General features: G+C 56.8%; 12 protein-coding genes. 5 read left to right on the top strand and 7 right to left on the bottom strand.

Annotated elements, in window-relative coordinates:
* Positions 1 to 89 precede the first annotated feature (89 nt).
* The 7 genes from HBN63_RS19745 to dnaA form a co-directional block, all read right to left on the bottom strand.
* Positions 90 to 236, bottom strand: a complete 147-nt coding sequence (locus HBN63_RS19745; RefSeq protein ID WP_170050568.1) for a hypothetical protein — start codon at positions 234 to 236, stop codon at positions 90 to 92.
* Positions 237 to 246: 10 nt separating this feature from the next.
* Positions 247 to 1,551, bottom strand: coding sequence for a restriction endonuclease subunit S (locus tag HBN63_RS19740; protein WP_170050584.1), 1,305 nt, complete (start codon positions 1,549 to 1,551; stop codon positions 247 to 249).
* Positions 1,548 to 3,158 carry a class I SAM-dependent DNA methyltransferase gene (locus tag HBN63_RS19735; protein WP_170050583.1) on the bottom strand — a complete coding sequence of 537 codons (1,611 nt, stop codon included), beginning with the start codon at positions 3,156 to 3,158 and terminating at the stop codon, positions 1,548 to 1,550. The genes HBN63_RS19740 and HBN63_RS19735 overlap by 4 nt, the downstream gene beginning before the upstream one ends.
* A 629-nt stretch (positions 3,159 to 3,787) precedes the next feature.
* Entirely contained in the window at positions 3,788 to 6,205 is a 2,418-nt protein-coding gene (gyrB, locus tag HBN63_RS19730) for a DNA topoisomerase (ATP-hydrolyzing) subunit B (protein ID WP_170050582.1), read from the bottom strand.
* Between the two features lie 4 nt (positions 6,206 to 6,209).
* Positions 6,210 to 7,313 carry a DNA replication/repair protein RecF gene (gene recF, locus HBN63_RS19725; RefSeq protein WP_170050581.1) on the bottom strand — a complete coding sequence of 368 codons (1,104 nt, stop codon included), beginning with the start codon at positions 7,311 to 7,313 and terminating at the stop codon, positions 6,210 to 6,212.
* A 7-nt stretch (positions 7,314 to 7,320) separates the two neighbouring features.
* On the bottom strand, positions 7,321 to 8,424 hold the full coding sequence (dnaN, locus tag HBN63_RS19720) for a DNA polymerase III subunit beta (RefSeq protein WP_160086336.1): 1,104 nt from the start codon (positions 8,422 to 8,424) through the stop codon (positions 7,321 to 7,323).
* A gap of 31 nt (positions 8,425 to 8,455) precedes the next feature.
* The gene (dnaA, locus tag HBN63_RS19715) at positions 8,456 to 9,925 is read right to left on the bottom strand and encodes a chromosomal replication initiator protein DnaA (protein WP_170050580.1); all 1,470 of its coding nucleotides are present in this window, start codon (positions 9,923 to 9,925) and stop codon (positions 8,456 to 8,458) included.
* A gap of 522 nt (positions 9,926 to 10,447) precedes the next feature.
* On the opposite strand from dnaA, the gene rpmH reads away from it, so the two are divergent.
* The 5 genes from rpmH to mnmE all read left to right on the top strand — a co-directional run bounded on the left by rpmH (position 10,448) and on the right by mnmE (position 14,433).
* A complete protein-coding gene (rpmH, locus tag HBN63_RS19710; protein ID WP_002551315.1) occupies positions 10,448 to 10,582 on the top strand; it encodes a 50S ribosomal protein L34 in 135 nt (44 codons plus the stop codon).
* Between the two features lie 14 nt (positions 10,583 to 10,596).
* Positions 10,597 to 10,998 (top strand): ribonuclease P protein component, encoded by a 402-nt coding sequence (rnpA, locus tag HBN63_RS19705; protein WP_170050579.1) that lies wholly within the window; start codon positions 10,597 to 10,599, stop codon positions 10,996 to 10,998.
* Positions 10,991 to 11,236: a membrane protein insertion efficiency factor YidD gene (gene yidD, locus HBN63_RS19700; protein ID WP_090254202.1), complete on the top strand. Its 246-nt coding sequence runs from the start codon at positions 10,991 to 10,993 to the stop codon at positions 11,234 to 11,236. The genes rnpA and yidD overlap by 8 nt, the downstream gene beginning before the upstream one ends.
* 2 nt (positions 11,237 to 11,238) lie before the next feature.
* Positions 11,239 to 12,990 carry a membrane protein insertase YidC gene (yidC, locus tag HBN63_RS19695; protein ID WP_170050578.1) on the top strand — a complete coding sequence of 584 codons (1,752 nt, stop codon included), beginning with the start codon at positions 11,239 to 11,241 and terminating at the stop codon, positions 12,988 to 12,990.
* 75 nt (positions 12,991 to 13,065) lie between these two features.
* Positions 13,066 to 14,433, top strand: a complete 1,368-nt coding sequence (mnmE, locus tag HBN63_RS19690; RefSeq protein WP_170050577.1) for a tRNA uridine-5-carboxymethylaminomethyl(34) synthesis GTPase MnmE — start codon at positions 13,066 to 13,068, stop codon at positions 14,431 to 14,433.
* Positions 14,434 to 14,597: the final 164 nt, after the last annotated feature.

The following is a 14,597-nucleotide window of genomic DNA, read 5'->3' as shown; positions in this document are numbered from 1 at the left end:
CCGGTTGAGTGGCCGGATGGCCGTGGAATCAGTGGCCGGATGCGCGTGGAATGGGTGGCCGGATCAGCGTGGAATCGGTGGTCAGATGCTCATGGAATGGGTGGCCAGATGACCGTGGAATCCGCAAGCAACCGCTCATACTGCTGCAACTGCAACATGCAGCGCCCGAGCTTGCGCTGCACGGTGCGCTGAAGGTCAGGCACAGGATCCGAGGGCAGGGGGATGATTTCGTCCATGAAGAAAGACTCAGGTTGTACCGGTAGAGCTGTCGAGCTTGACCCGCCATTCGCCGGTTAGCAGTTTTTGCATCAAGCCGCGCTTAATGGATTTAACAGCACATTGCTTCGCTTCAAGCACCTGAAGTTTGGCGTCAACGCCATCGAGAATCTGACTAACTTTCTGCTGCTCAGCTAACGGCGGCAGAGGAATAGTGATGTTGGCCAACGCGCTCAATCCAAGCGTTTTGTTTCGACCAGCCCCACCTGGAGAGGCCAACGAAAGCGAGGTGATTCCAGCTGGTGTGATCAAGTATCTATAGATATAGGAAGTATCGGCCAGAGATTTGTCCACGTTGCATGTGATGTACCTATGCGAACCATAACGACCATCATCTTCGGGCTTTGCTACTGCTACGGCACCTTCCCATGCAAACACATTTGAAAACAGGAGGTCTCCAGCTTTGATTTCAAATAACCGCTTGTTACCAACCTCAGAGCCCAGCAGCGCTGGCTTATGGAATGTCCCTTTTCCATAAGAACGTAGTCCAAGCTCGGGGTAAGTCGCATCTGGACGGACTTCTACTGGTCGTCGAATTAGCGGGGCAATATCGCCGAGCCGCACTACATCCCATGCGGCAGGAATGTCCAGCGACAGCACAGTTTTCAATTCCGAATGAAGCACCCACTGGCCGCTGACATCTTGGGTGCCCACGCCCCGGCTGAACAGGGTTTGCATCAGGCCCTGCTTGAGTGTCTGGGTGGCTTCGATCTGACGAGCAATCACGTCGAGCTTGTCGTCCATCGAAGTGAGGATGGCTGCGATTTTTTGCTGTTCAGAAAGAGAAGGAAGTGCCAATCCGAATTCACGCAGCGTCTCTAGTCGAATCCCCTTGACTGTAGAACCTGTGCCCGCAGCCTCAATTCGCTCGGCGTTATCCTGAAACCAGTAAAAAAGAAACTCTTTCCTCAGTGATGGCTTAGGAAAAATGGCTTTCAGGTCTTGGTTGATGGCAACATCGCAGTCGAAAATAGCGACACGGCCCAGCGCCATCCTGGTTGGCGTAATCAACGTACCGGCTGGTATCAGATTGGTAGCGCTACCCTTGATGGCTTGAGGTGTTATGTAGTCTTGGGTTTTACTCAATCGAGAACCGACCAAGTCCTTGACGCTTGCCCACGGAATATTGCCCCCCCAATAATCGGCAACCTCCTTGGAAGGGGTTCCTCCGCCAACAATTGATACCACCTCGTCCCCGAGGGTTGTTGCCGTCCAATCAGTAGGCATCCAGCCGAGAGCGGTCTCACTGTACCCCGGCTTCCCCACCAAACTCATGCCTCAGCCTCCAGCAGCCCCAACTCAGCCAGATAGCCGCTCAGACGCCTGTCAATCCGCTCCTCTTCCTCAACCAATGCCGCTAGTTCCGCCAAGGTCTCGACCAGATCGACGGTCTCTTCAGTCTCGCCGTTATCTATATATCGGGCGATGTTGAGGTTGCCGTCGTTGCTGCGGATTTCGTCTAGTGTGACGACACGGCAGTAGTTCTCTACCTCGGTCTGCTGCTCGAACGCGGCCTTGTGAGAGCTAACGATACGGGCGACGTCTTCAACGCGCAGACTATTCTGCACCTTGTCATTACCAAAGTCGGCGCTCGCATCAATGATGATGACTTTGCCCTTGAGCGCCGTCGGCTTCTGCTTGTTCAGAATTAGTACGCAAGCCGGAATAGGGGTGTTGTAGAACAACGCCGGGGGTAGGCCTACGATGGCTTCAATCAGGTCTCCCGGCTGGTTGCCGCTGGCGGCGTCGGTGCCGAACAACAGCCCCTCACGAATCTTGCCTTCCTCACCACTGCGGAACAGCACTCCGTGCGGCAGGATAATCCCCATGCGTCCATCGGCCTTGAGGCTGGCCAGCATATGCTGAGCAAAAGCCAGGTCGGCATAGCTCCGTGGCGGGATGCCATAGATCAACCGACCATAAGGGTCGCTGACCTGCTTGTAGTTGGGGGCCTTGGGCTTCTTGCCACTGTCTTGCTCGTTTTCGTTGCTCAGCTCCAGCGGTGCCCACCAGGACTTGGCCGAGAACGGCGGGTTGGCAATTACCCGGTCAAAGGTCTTCAGATAATCGCCGTCAAGGTGCTTAGGCTCGACCAAAGTGTCGCCGCGCTCAATAGCAGCATGCATGTTGTGCAGGTAAAGGTTGAGCTTAGCGATAGCCCAAGTGCCCAGGTTCTTTTCCTGTCCGAACAGCAGCACATTAGGCTTGCCCATCAGGGTGCCATTGGGAAGGTGGGACACGTGGTGAGCGCTCTCAACCAGCATGCCGCCACTACCACAGGTGGGGTCATACACACTGTGGCCGGGTTGTGGGTCAATTAGCTCAACCACCAATTGCACCACGGCCTTGGGCGTATAGAACTCACCACCTTTCTTGCCGGCATCGTCAGCAAACTGCTTGATCAGATACTCGTAGGCATCGCCCAGCATGTCGGCCTTATACAGGTCGTCATTGCCCAGCTTGTACTGGTTAAAGTGACGCAGCAGGCGCTGCAATGTGGCATCCGCCAGCACACGTTTGTCACCATACTGCGTAGCAGTCAGTACATGTTGCAGCTCAGGGTTGTTGGCCTCGATGGTGGCAAAAGCCTTATCTAAGGCTTCGCCAATGTTCTCGGTGCGCGAGATCAGATCGAACCAGCGGGCACTGATAGGGAACTTGCCCCATTTGTCCTCGATCTCTTCCTGGGCATTGCTGTAGCTCAGGCTTTCGTCCTTCATCAACTTGGTGACACGCTCGTCGAACACGTCGTTGTAACGCTTGAGGAAGAGCAGGCCAAAGATGTAGTTCTTGAAGTCGGAGGAGTCGATGGAACCGCGCAGAATGTTCGCGGATTCCCAAAGCCAGGACTCCAGCGTTTCGAGTGACAGCTTGTCAGCCATGGGTAAATCAATCCCTATAAAAAGCACGACGCCCAGCACCTGGCGATTGCTGCCATGACACATGGGCACATCAGAAAAAAGTGGGCTCGATTGTACAAGTCGTCGCCATTTGGAGCCCGAAAAATCAACCTCCCATGAATGACAAAACCCCGGCAGACCTTTCGGTCAACCGGGGTTTCTTGGCAGGGCAGTGGGTCATTAACTTTGACCGAACCGCTTAACTTTGGCCGAATGGGCAATTAACTTTGCCCACCTACACAGGGTGGCAGGGTGGCAGGGTGGCAGGGTGGCTCAGCATGCAGTTCGTTTTGATGAAGCCGCAAGCCAGTCGCACTCGACTACCCATATCACCATTTTTGAAGGCTGATGGGCGACGCTGTTTTGATCGGCTTAAATTGCCGCGCTCCATTCGCTCCAAAAATCTCCCATATTTTTTCACTCTCAAAACGAGATTTTCCGGGCTGTCCCTGTAGCTTCACTACATACGTCGCTTCCTGGACACTACTAGGCTGCATCTAAAGCACTGATCCAGAATGAAAAACCCCGGCGCTAGGCCGGGGTAGTGACAGATTTTGTCATGACAATAACTCGCACAATCATGACAATTAACCTGCCCGTCGACAGCTGTTTTAGAAGTCCAGGTTGGACACAGCCAGCGCGTTGGTCTCGATAAAGTCCCGACGCGGTTCAACGGCATCGCCCATCAGGGTGTTGAAGATCTGATCGGCAGCGATCGCGTCTTCGATACGCACCTTGAGCATGCGGCGCACTTCCGGGTCCATAGTGGTTTCCCAAAGTTGGTCCGGATTCATTTCACCGAGACCCTTATAGCGCTGAATGCTGTGGCGTTTGGTGCTTTCGGCCATCAGCCAAGCCAGTGCATCTTTGAACGTGCTGACGTGCTTCTTGCGCTCGCCGCGCTGCACAAAAGCACCTTCTTCCAGCAGGCTGTTGAGCTGATCGCCCAGGGTGGTAACGGTCTTGTAGTCGTTACTGGCGAAGAAGTCGCGGTTGAAGATGATGTAGCTGGAAACCCCATGGGAAACCAGTTCCACCTGCGGCAGCCAGAGGTGACGCTCCTGATCTTCGTGCAGACTGGTTTTGTACACCAGACCGGACTTCTCCATACCCTTGAGGCGCGCATCAAGCAGGCCCAGCCATTGCTCCATGGCTGCCTTGTCCGCCAGTTGCTCGGTTTCCACGCGCGGGATGTAGACGAAGTGCTCGGTGAGCTCCAACGGGTACAGACGCGACAATCGGTTGAGGGTCTTCATCACCAGGCGGTAATCGTTGACCAGGCGCTCCAGCGCTTCACCAGACAAGCCTGGCGCGCTTTCGTTGACGTGTAGGCTGGCATCTTCCAGGGCCGACTGGGTCATGTATTCATCCATAGCCTCGTCGTCCTTGATGTACTGCTCCTGCTTGCCCTTCTTGACCTTGTACAGCGGCGGCTGAGCGATATAGATGTAGCCACGCTCAACAAGCTCCGGCAACTGACGGAAGAAGAAGGTCAGCAGTAGAGTACGAATGTGCGAACCGTCGACGTCGGCGTCGGTCATGATGATGATGTTGTGATAGCGCAGCTTGTCGATGTTGTACTCATCGCGGCCGATACCACAGCCCAGGGCGGTGATCAGGGTGCCGACTTCCTGAGAGGAAATCATCTTGTCGAAACGCGCTTTCTCGACGTTGAGGATCTTGCCCTTGAGCGGCAGGATCGCCTGGGTCTTGCGGTTACGGCCCTGCTTGGCAGAACCGCCCGCGGAGTCTCCTTCAACGATATAGAGTTCGGAAAGGGCAGGGTCTTTCTCCTGGCAGTCGGCCAGTTTGCCCGGCAGCCCGGCGATATCCAGCGCGCCTTTACGGCGGGTCATTTCACGCGCTTTACGCGCTGCTTCACGGGCGCGCGCAGCGTCGATCATCTTGCCGACTACGGCCTTGGCCTCGTTGGGGTTTTCCAACAGGAAGTCGGAGAAGTACTTGCCCATTTCCTGCTCGACCGCAGTTTTCACTTCGCTGGAAACCAGCTTGTCTTTGGTCTGCGAGCTGAACTTCGGGTCCGGTACTTTTACCGAAATAATCGCTGTCAAGCCTTCACGGGCATCGTCACCGGTGGTGGCGATCTTGTGCTTCTTGGCCAGACCTTCCTGCTCAATATAGGCATTCAGGTTACGCGTCAGCGCCGAGCGGAAGCCGGCCAGGTGAGTACCACCGTCGCGCTGGGGAATATTGTTGGTGAAGCAGAGCAGGTTCTCGTTGAAGCTGTCGTTCCACTGCAGGGCAACTTCTACACCGACACCGTCATCACGCTGCACGGTGAAGTGGAACACCTGGTTGACCGCAGTCTTGTTGTGGTTGAGGTATTCAACGAAGGCACGCAGACCGCCTTCGTACTTGAACAGCTCTTCCTTGCCGCTGCGTTCATCCTTGAGCAGGATGCCCACGCCGGAGTTGAGGAACGACAGTTCGCGCAGACGCTTAGCCAGAATGTCCCAGCTGAAATGGATATTGGCGAAGGTGTCTTCGGACGGCTTGAAGTGGATCTGCGTACCGGTGACATCGCTGTCGCCGACCGCGGCGATCGGTGCCTGAGGCACGCCGTGGATATAGGTCTGCTCCCAGATCTTGCCACTACGGCGGATGGTCAGGATCAGCTCCTTGGACAGGGCGTTAACCACAGAAACGCCCACGCCGTGCAGACCACCGGAAACCTTATAGCTGTTGTCGTCGAACTTACCGCCTGCGTGCAGGACGGTCATGATCACTTCAGCAGCAGAAACGCCTTCTTCCTTGTGCATATCGACCGGAATACCACGGCCGTTATCGCGCACGCTGATCGACTCATCCGGGTGGATGGTGATGGTGATTTCGCTGCAATACCCAGCCAACGCCTCGTCAATCGAGTTGTCGACCACCTCGAACACCATGTGGTGCAGACCGCTGCCATCGTCGGTATCGCCGATGTACATGCCAGGCCGCTTGCGTACGGCATCCAGGCCCTTGAGGACCTTAATGTTATTGGAGTCGTACGTTTGGTTTTCGCTCATGCCTTCACTCCCGGTGGTCGTGGGTCTGGGTAATGCCACCATGTTCCACGTGGAACATGGCAACTGGCGTATCCGTGCGCCAGCCTTCCCTCAACAATTCATGGTCTACACAGGTGATAAACACCTGGCAGTGCAAGTCTTCCAACAATCGGCACAACGCACGACGGTGCTGTTCATCCAGTTCTGACGGCAGGTCATCCACCAGATAGATGCATTGGCCGTGCTTGGCCTGATTGACTAAATGGCCCTGCGCAATGCGCAGTGCACATACAACTAATTTCTGCTGGCCGCGCGAGAGTATCTCGGCGGCATTGTGTGCCCCTAAACGTAGCCTTAAATCGGCGCGCTGCGGACCTGCCTGGGTGTGACCCAGTTGCTGATCGCGGGTAAGGGTAGAGGCAAGCACCGTATTGAGCTCGCGCTCTTTATCCCAACCGCGGTAGTAACTGAGGGTCAAACCTTGCAGCTCAACCAGCTCATTCAGGGTGCGCTCGAAAACCGGTTTCAGGGCCTGGATATAGGCACGCCGATAACCGTCTATTTCGTCGCTAGCCAGGCACAACTCTCGGTCCCAGGCCGCCTGCGAAGCGGCGTCAAGTGTACCATGCCGCAGCCATGAGTTTCGCTGACGCAGGGCCTTCTGCAGGCGCTGCCAGGCCGGCAGAAAACGAGGTTCCACGTGGAACACTCCCCAATCGAGAAACTGCCTACGAATCTTCGGTGCGCCTTCGAGCAGACGGAAGCTATCCGGATTGATCAGTTGCAGCGGCAAGGTCTCGGCCAGTTGAGCAGCGCTGCGCGCATTCTGCCCATCGATACGAATCTGAAATTCACCCTGGCGATCCCGCGAAATACCCAGATTGCTTTGCCGACCATCAGACATCTGTACCTGACCGAAAATCGTGCAGGCGAGCTGATCGTACTGAATGACCGGAAGCAGGCGAGTGCTGCGAAAGGAGCGAGCCAGACCCAGCAAATGAATGGCTTCGAGCAGGCTGGTTTTGCCGCTGCCATTGTCGCCGGAAAGGATGTTGATACGCGGGGAGGGGGAGAGGGTCACCGGGTGCAGATTACGCACCGCGGTGACGGTAAAGCGAGTAAGGGACATTCAGCGATTACAGACGCATCGGCATAACGACATAAGAGGAGTCGTCGTTGTCAGCTTCCTGCACCAGGGCACTGCTGTTGGCATCGGAGAGAATCAGACGCACCTGGTCGGTGGTCATAACGCTCAGCACGTCGAGCAGGTAGCTGACGTTGAAACCAATTTCCAGCGAGCTGCCGCTGTAGTCCACGGCGATCTCTTCTTCCGCTTCTTCCTGTTCAGGGTTGTTGGCCTGAATTTTCAGCAAGCCAGATTCCAGTTGCAGGCGAATACCGCGGTACTTCTCGTTGGACAGAATCGCGGTACGGCTGAACGCTTCACGCAGGCCCTGACGATCAGCAACCACCAGCTTGTCACCACCACGCGGCAAAACACGCTCGTAATCCGGGAACTTGCCGTCGACCAGTTTCGAGGTGAAGGTGAACTCGCCGGTGGTAGCGCGGATATGGTGCTGACCGAGAACAATGCTGACGCTGCCATCCTGCTCAGTGAGCAGACGAGCCAGTTCGAGAATACCTTTGCGCGGCACGATGACCTGATGGCGTTCAACCTGCTCGATCGCCGCTTCCATGGAGCACATGGCCAGGCGGTGACCGTCGGTGGCAACGGCGCGGAGGATGCCGGTCTGTACTTCTAGCAGCATGCCATTGAGGTAATAACGCACGTCCTGCTGGGCCATGGCAAAGCTGGTGCGTTCGATCAGGCGACGCAGTCTGCTTTGTACCAGGCTGAAGGTCAGCGAACCTGGGCCTTCTTCGACAGTAGGGAAATCATTGGCGGGCAGGGTGGACAGACTGAAGCGGCTGCGGCCGGCTTTGACCAGCAGCTTCTGCTCGTCGATACGGATATCGATCAGGGCGTCAGCCGGCAGGCTCTTGCAGATGTCCATCAGCTTACGCGCCGGCACGGTGATCTCACCGGACTCCGCTGGCTCTTCAAGGGTGACGCGACCAACCAGCTCGACTTCCAAGTCGGTGCCAGTGAGCGACAGCTGCTGGCCTTCGACCACCAGCAGCACGTTAGAGAGAACCGGCAAGGTCTGACGGCGTTCCACGACGCCGGCGACCAGTTGCAGAGGTTTCAACAAGGCTTCGCGTTGAATGGTGAAATGCATGGTCTAGTCCCTTGCCTAGTGGAGTTGCGTATTAGGTTGTAAGCGTACGCAGCAAATTCTTATAGTCCTCGCGGATGTCCGCGTCGGATTCCTTAAGTTCAGCAATCTTACGGCATGCATGCAATACCGTTGTGTGATCGCGGCCGCCGAAGGCATCACCAATTTCCGGCAGGCTGTGGTTGGTCAGCTCTTTCGACAACGCCATGGCTACCTGACGCGGGCGCGCGACTGAACGCGAGCGACGCTTGGACAGCAGATCAGAAATCTTGATCTTGTAGTACTCGGCGACCGTGCGCTGAATATTGTCGATGCTGACCAGCTTGTCCTGCAGGGCCAACAGGTCCTTGAGCGATTCGCGGATCAGCTCGATGGTAATGTCGCGGCCCATGAAGTGCGAGTGGGCGATAACGCGCTTCAACGCGCCTTCCAGCTCACGCACGTTGGAGCGGATGCGCTGGGCAATAAAGAAGGCAGCATCATGCGGCAGGTCGACTTTGGCCTGGTCGGCCTTCTTCATCAAAATCGCCACGCGGGTTTCCAGCTCAGGCGGCTCGACGGCTACTGTCAGACCCCAGCCGAAACGTGACTTGAGACGTTCTTCCAGGCCTTCGATTTCTTTCGGGTAGCGGTCGCTGGTGAGAATCACCTGCTGGCCGCCTTCGAGTAAGGCGTTGAAGGTGTGGAAGAACTCTTCCTGGGAACGCTCTTTCTTGGCGAAGAATTGAATGTCATCGATCAGCAGTGCATCCACCGAACGGTAGAAGCGCTTGAACTCGTTGATCGCGTTCAGCTGCAAGGCCTTGACCATGTCCGCGACGAAACGCTCGGAATGCAGGTACACCACCTTGGCATTCGGGTTTTTCGCCAGCAGATGGTTACCCACCGCATGCATCAAGTGCGTCTTACCCAGGCCCACGCCGCCATAAAGGAACAGCGGGTTGTAACCGTGCTTGGGGTTGTCCGCTACCTGCCAGGCCGCTGCGCGGGCCAGCTGGTTAGATTTACCTTCGACGAAGTTATCAAAGGTAAAGGTGCGATTCAGGTAACTGGTGTGTTTCAACCCGCCTTCAACCTGCACAGAACGCTCAGTACGCGCCGGCGCCTGCTGGCTGGCCGCACCGGCCATGGGGTCGAAGCTCGCGCGCGAGGGTTCTGTCTGCGCGGTAGCGGTTGCCGCTGTGGTGAATGCAGTAGGTGCTGGCGTGTTCGGCGCAGTGGACGGGGTACTGACAGCTGCCGCACGCGGTGCAGAACTGCGTTTGCTACCTATTAATAAGGAGAGTGCCGGAACCAGACCGTTGGTCCGTTCGGTGAGTAACTCGAGCAAACGGCTGAGGTACTTCTCATTAACCCAGTCAAGGACAAAACGGTTCGGCGCATAGACGCGGAGCTCGTCGCCTTCGGCTTCGACCTGCAGTGGACGGATCCAGGTGTTGAATTGCTGAGCAGGCAGCTCATCGCGCAGAAGCTCGACGCACTGCTGCCAAAGTTCCACAGACACGGACATCCCCTAAATCGCAAGGCGCGAGGCAAAAAACAGCCGTCATTATAGCCGCCGAGGCTTGAGTTATCCACATGTAAGCTTGCTTATGCGCAAGGAAAATCAACGTGTTAATCGCGTTCTAGGCTTATGACGCAGATGGGATAAGGGCTGTGGATAACCGCCGGCAAGCTCATTGGATAAACCAGGGTAAAACCCGGTGGAAAACCCTGTTGTGGGTAAAATGGCATTCCATCCTCAGCTTGTGCGCTGCTTCCACACAGTTGCAGCACGCCTTTTCGACAGACTTACCCTTGGCTGAACGGCTCTAATCTGTTGGCCTTCAGGCACTTATGCACAGATGGGTGGCTAGCTAATAGCTACTAACATTACTAAACATCTTTAAATATTCTCTTCTTTATATTTCTTTATGCAGGAAAAGACTGGTTGGAAATTGACCTGACCCTCGGGTTTCTCTAGAATTGCCGGTCTCTTAAAACGGGGGCCATTCCGGCCCGTAGTCGACCACCCAGGTACCGCACCATGAAACGTACTTTCCAACCCAGCACTATCAAACGCGCTCGCACCCACGGTTTCCGTGCTCGTATGGCCACCAAGAACGGCCGTGCTGTCCTGTCGCGTCGCCGCGCCAAGGGCCGTAAGCGTCTCGCCGTCTAAATTTCGGTCTTGTGGTGAGTCGAGACTTCAGTCGGGAAAAGCGTCTGCTAACCCCCCGGCAATTCAAGGCAGTCTTCGACTCCCCTAGCGGCAAAGCTCCGGGCAAAAATGTCCTGCTGCTGGCGCGCAACAACGAACTTGATCACCCCCGTCTGGGATTGGTGATCGGCAAGAAGAGCGTAAAGCTCTCGGTTGAGCGCAATCGTCTTAAGCGCCAAATCCGCGAATCGTTCCGTCTCAATCAGGACAACCTGGTGGGATGGGACATCGTGGTGGTTGCGCGTAAAGGCCTTGGTGATCTGGAAAATATCGAACTTGCTCGCCAGTTTGGCAAACTCTGGAAACGCCTCGAACGCAGCAAGCCAAGCCTGGAAACCGTCGCAACACCCGGGGTGAACGACAGTCCCCATGCGTAAACTGGCTTTGCTTCCCATCCAGTTCTACCGCTACGCCATCAGCCCCTTGATGGCCAGTCACTGTCGTTTCTACCCAAGCTGTTCTTGCTACGCGCTTGAAGCCATTGAACATCATGGCGTCATGCGCGGTGGCTGGCTGACTCTGCGTCGGCTTGGCCGCTGTCACCCGTGGAATCCCGGTGGCTACGACCCGGTTCCCTGCGTGAAAACCTCCCGTTCCTCTTCGATGGCCGAATAATCATGGATATTCAACGCTCGATCCTGATCGTCGCCCTGGCAATCGTGTCCTATATGATGGTTCTCCAGTGGAACCAGGACTACGGTCAAGCTGCCCTGCCGACAGAAATTGCCGCGACCAGCAGCACTGTACCCGGCTTGCCGGATACCACTGCCGCGACCTCAACCCCAGCAGGCGGCGATGATATTCCGAGCGCCACCACTGCCGTTGAGCCCAGCACCATCAGTGCCGCACCTGCTGCTGCCAACGATGAACTGATTCGCGTAAAGACCGATGTGCTGGATCTGGCCATCGACCCGCGCGGTGGTGATGTGGTGCAACTGCGTTTGCCGCAGTACCCACGTCGTCAGGATCGTCCGGATGTACCTTTCCAGCTGTTCGACAACGGCGGTGAGCGTACCTACCTGGCGCAGAGCGGTTTGATCGGTAGCAACGCGCCGGACAAATCCAGCGGTCGTGCCCTGTGGAGCAGCGAGCAGAAGAGCTATGAGCTGGCTGACGGTCAGGATCAGCTGCAGGTTGACCTCAAACTCAGCGAAGACGGCGTCAACTACATCAAGCGCTTCACCTTCAAGCGTGGTCTGAACGCTGAATGTGCAGCCAAGGACCAGCAGCAGAAGAAACCCGGCTGCGTTGATCCTTCGTCCTATCAGGTGACTGTCAGCTACCTGATCGACAACCAGAGTGGTCAGGCCTGGAGCGGCAACATGTTTGCCCAGCTCAAGCGTGATGGCAGCGACGATCCGTCCTCCACCACCGCGACCGGCACTGCGACCTACCTCGGTGGCGCACTGTGGACTAGCGAAGAGCCGTACAAAAAAGTGTCGATGAAAGACATCGACAAACAAGCCTTCAAAGAAACCGTTCAAGGAGGCTGGGTTGCCTGGCTACAGCATTACTTCGTCACTGCCTGGATTCCAAGCAAAGACAGCACTAACCAAGTACAGACCCGTAAAGACAGCCAAGGCAACTACATTGTCGGCTTTACCGGCCCGGCCATTCAGGTTGCTGCCGGCGCTCAAGGTGAAACCAGTGCAGTTTTGTATGCCGGCCCGAAGCTACAAGGCCATCTGAAGACGCTGTCTCCAGGTCTTGAGCTGACTGTCGACTACGGCATTCTGTGGTTCTTGGCTCAGCCGATCTTCTGGCTGCTGGAAGTTATCCACAACCTGCTGGGTAACTGGGGCTGGTCGATCATCATGTTGACCGTGATCATCAAGCTGATCTTCTTCCCGTTGTCTGCTGCCAGCTACAAATCCATGGCGCGCATGCGTGCCGTGGCACCAAAACTCGCTCAGCTGAAAGAGCAGTTCGGTGACGATCGCCAGAAGATGTCTCAGGCGATGATGGAGCTGTACAAAAAAGAGAAGATCAATCCGCTGGGCGGTTGCTTGCCGATCCTGGTGCAGATGCCGGTATTCCTTGCGCTCTACTGGGTGCTGCTGGAATCCGTGGAAATGCGCCAAGCACCCTGGCTGCTGTGGATAACCGACCTGGCGATCAAGGACCCGTACTTCATCCTGCCGATCATCATGGGCGCGACCATGTTTATCCAGCAGCAGCTCAACCCAACGCCGCCGGACCCGATGCAGGCCAAGGTACTGAAAATGATGCCGATCATTTTCACCTTCTTCTTCCTCTGGTTCCCGGCTGGTCTGGTGCTGTACTGGGTGGTCAACAACGTCTTGTCCATCGCCCAGCAGTGGTACATTACCCGCAAGATCGAAGCCGCAGCCAAGGCCGCAGACGCCTAAGCAGTGATTGCTTCTAAGCTGTAACAAACGCCCCTTTTCAGGGGCGTTTTGCTATGTCGTATTCAGGAGAAGCGCATGCCCCCCGTTGTTGAAACCATTGCTGCCGTCGCCACCGCCCAGGGCCGGGGTGGCGTTGGCATCGTGCGAGTTTCCGGGCCGCTGGCCAGCACATTGGCGCAGGCGATCTGCCAACGCGAGTTGCAACCGCGTTACGCCCACTACGGGCCGTTCTTCGCCGACGCCAAGCAGGTGCTGGATGAAGGCCTGGCCCTGTACTTCCCCGGCCCCAACTCCTTTACCGGCGAAGACGTGCTGGAACTGCAGGGCCATGGCGGCCCGGTGGTGCTCGATCTGCTGCTGCGCCGCTGTGTACAACTCGGCGCACGCCTGGCGCGTCCTGGTGAATTCAGCGAGCGCGCGTTTCTCAATGACAAACTCGACTTGGCACAGGCTGAGGCGATTGCCGACCTGATCGAAGCCAGCTCCGAGCAGGCCGCTCGCAATGCCCTGCGCTCGCTGCAAGGCGAGTTCTCGCGTCGCGTGCATGGCCTGACCGAGCGGCTGATCAGCCTGCGTATCTATGTCGAAGCGGCCATCGACTTCCCCGAAGAGGAAATCGACTTTCTCGCCGATGGCCATGTACTCAGCCTGCTCGATGGCGTGCGTGCCGACCTAGCGGGGGTGCTGCGTGAGGCCGGCCAAGGGGCCCTGCTGCGCGATGGAATGACCGTGGTGATCGCCGGCCGGCCGAATGCCGGTAAATCCAGCCTGCTCAATGCCCTGGCCGGACGCGAAGCGGCCATCGTCACCGAGATCGCCGGCACCACCCGTGACGTGCTGCGCGAACATATCCACATTGATGGCATGCCGCTGCACGTGGTGGACACAGCCGGCTTGCGTGATACCGAGGATCAGGTCGAGCGCATCGGTGTCGAGCGTGCGCTGAAAGCCATTGGTGAAGCCGACCGCATTCTGTTGGTGGTAGATGCCACAGCACCGGAAGCCGACGACCCCTTTGCCCTGTGGCCAGAGTTTCTCGACCAACGCCCTGATCCGGCCAAGGTCACCCTGATTCGCAACAAGGCCGACCTGTCCGGCGAGTCGGTGGTGCTGGAAGTCTGCAATGACGGCCACGTCACCATCAGCCTGTCGGCCAAATCCACCGAGGGCCTGGACCTGCTCAGGGAACACCTCAAGGCCTGTATGGGTTATGAACAGACCTCAGAGAGCAGCTTCAGTGCGCGCAGACGTCACTTGGAAGCGCTGCGTCAGGCCTCCACACATCTGGAACACGGCCATGCTCAGCTGACCCTAGCCGGCGCTGGCGAACTGCTGGCCGAAGACCTGCGTATGGCTCAGCAGGCCCTGGGCGAAATCACCGGTGCGTTCAGTTCCGATGACCTGCTGGGGCGGATCTTTTCCAGCTTCTGTATCGGCAAATAGGCTGGGCGGCGCACGCCGTCTCACCTGCCAACGCATCGCCTAAACCGTCAGCTGCAGGATATTTCTGATGGGTTACGGCGCATCAAATCATGCCCCGCATCCGCAATGCCCTCCCTACACCTAACCCATCCTACGTCTTGAATTCCAAACTTATGCGATTCATG

The sequence above is a fragment of the Pseudomonas sp. WS 5011 genome (genome assembly GCF_012985775.1).
Taxonomy (GTDB): Bacteria; Pseudomonadota; Gammaproteobacteria; order Pseudomonadales; family Pseudomonadaceae; genus Aquipseudomonas; species Aquipseudomonas peli.
The sequence above is the reverse complement of the archived record's forward strand: the minus strand, read 5'-3'. Positions and strand labels throughout refer to the sequence as shown.